Genomic DNA, 3,747 nt, shown 5'->3' with positions numbered 1-3,747 from the left:
GTATGGACCAGCCTCGAGGAGCAGATAGTACTTGATCCCGGTAGTCAGTATTTTATCAGTATAACTGCGACCAATGAATCAGGCTATTCTCAGGGAGCTTTTGATTATTATATTACCGATTACAACTATTATTTTGGAATGAAGAGTTTTTATGTAAATCTTGATGGAAGTATTACTGAAGAGTATAACGCAGGAGAATAAGGAAAGCGGAACTTGATTTGAGGATTGTTTATGAGTGATCAGTACAGACACGAACTTAAATATCTTATCAAATGTAGCGATAAAGACCTTCTTAAGCTGCGACTTAAGCATCTTATGAAGTATGATCCACATGCAGGAAATGATGGCTACATGATAAGATCCATATATTTTGATGATTACTGGAACAGCGCCTTTGAAGATAAGGAAGCAGGAATCCTGGAAAGAGCCAAGTGGAGGATCAGAATTTATAACTGCCAGGATACTTCCATAAAGCTTGAAAGGAAGAAAAAGTATGGAAGCTATATCTTCAAGGAATCGGCAAGCCTTACTAAAGATGAGGCTTTAAGCCTTATAGAAGGCGACTATCTTTTTTTACTAAAAAAAGATAATGAGCTCTTAAAACAGTTCTACGTGGAATGTATTACAAAGCTTATGAAGCCAAGAGTAATTGTTGACTATGACAGGCTGCCGTTTATTTTGCCGGAAGGAACTGTGAGAGTTACTTTCGACTTGGATGTAAGGGCAGCAGTCCTTTCAAATGACATCTTTGATAAGGATCTTCCTGCATTATCCTGTATGGAGGAAGGCAAGTGCATTATGGAGGTCAAGTTCACTGAGTTTCTTCCAAAGGCTGTCAAAGAGGCGATTCCGGCGGGAGCTTTGGATATAACAGCATATTCCAAATTTGCTATATGTGCATATAAAACAGCTTATCTTCACGGATTTAATTACTATGAGGAAACAGGAACCATAAGATCTGATTCAGGAGGATTATTATGAGTGTAAAAGATGTAATCAAAAATTCTTTCCTTAATTCTGAAAACTTTACTGATACGGATGCGGAACAGATAGTGGTATCACTTATAGCTGCACTTATACTTGGACTTTTTATATTTTTGGTATACAGGAGCTTTTATGCCGGAGTTATATATTCCAAGAGCTTTGCAGTGACTATAGTCGGTATGACTGTCCTTACATGCATGGTAACTCTTGCAATAAGTACCAATGTCGTTATATCACTTGGTATGGTCGGCGCCTTGTCTATAGTAAGATTCAGGACTGCGATCAAGGATCCGCTTGATCTTTTATATCTTTTCTGGGCGATAACAGCAGGAATTACAGCCGGTGCACAGATGTATATGCTGGCGATATGCAGCAGTATCATAATGCTTCTTGTCATCATAATCTTTTATGCCAAAGCCTCAGGTCCTTCTATATATGTGGCAGTAATCCACTATACAGGCGATGATACTGGAGATAAGATAATCCAGGAGCTTGGCAAAATGAAATATTGCATTAAATCCAAAACTCTCAGAGGGCAGGAGACAGAGATGGCTATAGAACTGTCTGTAAAAAATAATAATCTGTTCTTTGAAGAAAAAATAAGGAATATTGACGACGTCAAGGACATAACCCTTATCCAGTACAACGGGGAATATCATGGGTGAGTAAAAAATATTAGACATCAAAAAGCTTGACTTTTAAATATACAATCATTAAAATGATGATTAAATGCATTGATGGTGTAGCGGATACCGCTAAGAAGACTTGTTTTCCCAAATGGTTAGAAAGAGATGAAGGATCACCGGCTGAAAGTCCTTCAGGGTAAAGACAGGATCGGAACTTTCGCACCGGAGCAGATCTTATGAACAGCATTTAGATGTATATGTTTTTGAACAAGGATTCAGAGGTGTATAGATTTAAATTGCCAAGTAGTTTGATTCGTTACGCGCGTTAAGCGATTTGAGAGTCTGCCGGATTTATATTATAGGCAGGAACACGGGTGGTACCGCGGATTATTATGATAATTCGTCCCTTGCAGATGCGATATGCATTTGCAAGGGACTTTTTTGTTGCAATAGACCTGGAAAAATATGTGATCATAGTTTTCCGGGTGCTGGCAAGAAGCAGAAACGGAGGAAGGAAATGTTAGAGAACGCTGCATTAACAGAGAAGATCGAAGCGATTCGTAGCGAGATCAAAGAAAAAACTGAGAGCATTGATACATCAAAGCTTGTATATGAAGCAAGAAAGAGCTTCATGGATCCTAAGGCTGGTAAGATCAGCGCACTTATGAAGGAAATGAAAAATGTTCCAAAGGAGTCAAAGGCTGAATATGGTAAGGCTGTAAATGATCTTAAAGCATGGGCACTTGAAAGATTTGATGTAATCGACAAGAAGATGAAGGAGAAGGAAGCAAAGCTTAGATACGAGAATGAGAAGATCGACGTAACTATGCCAGCTAAGATCAGAAAACCAGGTAACCTTCATCCTGTAACTCAGATGAGAGAGACTCTTATAGATATTTTCGCAGGAATGGGTTTTGAGATTTTCGAAGGATCTGAAATAGAGAATGATTATTATAACTTTACTGCACTTAATACTCCTGCAGATCACCCTGCAAGAGATATGCAGGATACTTTCTATTTAAGTCCTGAATATCTTCTTCGTACACAGACATCAGCAGGTCAGATCCACGTAATGGAGAATCAGAAGCCTCCGATCAAGATCCTTTCACCAGGTAAGGTTTTCCGTTCTGATGATGATGCTACACACTCACCTATGTTCTCACAGATGGAAGGTCTTGTAGTTGATAAGAATATCAACCTTTGCGACCTTAAGGGAGCACTTGATCTTTTCGTACAGAAGATCTACGGCGAAGGTACAAAGACAAGACTTCGTCCTTCATACTTCCCATTCACAGAGCCATCTGTAGAAGTTGACTGCAGCTGCTTCGAATGCGGCGGTAAGGGATGCAGCCTTTGTAAGGGTACAGGCTGGATCGAAGTTCTCGGCGGTGGTGTTGTTAATAAGAAGGTACTTGAGAACTGCGGAATTGATTCTAACGAATATAGTGGTTTCGCATTTGGTATAGGTATCGAGCGTATCACAATGCTTAAGTATGGTATCAATAACATCAAGCTCTTGTTCGAGTCAGACCTTGATGTTCTTGATCAGATTAACCACTACGAATAAAGACTAGTTGAATACACAGTATTCAACTAGAAGAAGTGGCGCCGCAAAGCGTCACCACTTCCGAGAAAAAGCGTTGAATGCGTTGCATTCAACTAGGAGAAGTGGCGCCGCAAAGCGTCACCACTTCCGAAAAAAAGTTCGGATGAAATATAAAAACCAGGAGGAATCAAAATGTTAGTACCTTTAAGTTGGCTTAAAGATTATGTAGATATAGATATTGAACCCAAAGAACTTGAGAAGAAGCTCTTTTCATGCGGTTTTGAAGTAGAAGAAAGCTGGGAAGTCGGTAAGGATATTTCCAAGGTTGTAGTAGGACAGGTAGAGACTTGCGAAGATATTCCTGATACTCACCTTCATGCATGCACAGTAAATGCTGGTGCTCACGGAACATTCAAGGTTGTCTGCGGTGCTGATAATGTTAAGGCAGGCGGCAAGTATCCTCTTGCACTTGACGGAGCTACAGTTATTGAGACTGCTAAGGATCATGTTACTGTTGTAGGCGTTGCTACTATCAAGAAGGGCAAGCTTCGCGGATATGATTCTGAAGGTATGCTCTGCTCAGGTGTTGAG

The 3,747-nt window shown here is 40.0% G+C and carries 4 protein-coding genes and 1 pseudogene; all 5 read left to right on the top strand.

The window, feature by feature from the left end:
* On the top strand, positions 1–201 hold a 201-nt coding region (locus tag K6G87_RS13575; RefSeq protein ID WP_296838362.1), incomplete at its 5' end, for a hypothetical protein.
* A 30-nt stretch (positions 202–231) separates the two neighbouring features.
* On the top strand, positions 232–981 hold the full coding sequence (locus K6G87_RS13570) for a polyphosphate polymerase domain-containing protein (RefSeq protein WP_296838359.1): 750 nt from the start codon (positions 232–234) through the stop codon (positions 979–981).
* A complete protein-coding gene (locus K6G87_RS13565) occupies positions 978–1,649 on the top strand; it encodes a DUF4956 domain-containing protein (protein WP_296838356.1) in 672 nt (223 codons plus the stop codon). Before K6G87_RS13570 ends, K6G87_RS13565 begins: the two co-directional genes overlap by 4 nt.
* 478 nt (positions 1,650–2,127) lie before the next feature.
* A complete protein-coding gene (gene pheS / locus K6G87_RS13560; RefSeq protein ID WP_296838353.1) occupies positions 2,128–3,177 on the top strand; it encodes a phenylalanine--tRNA ligase subunit alpha in 1,050 nt (349 codons plus the stop codon).
* Between the two features lie 171 nt (positions 3,178–3,348).
* Positions 3,349–3,747 (top strand): annotated as a pseudogene (locus K6G87_RS13555) (phenylalanine--tRNA ligase subunit beta); the annotation flags it as partial.

This window comes from Butyrivibrio sp., from assembly GCF_024699075.1.
The sequence above is the reverse complement of the archived record's forward strand: the minus strand, read 5'-3'. Positions and strand labels throughout refer to the sequence as shown.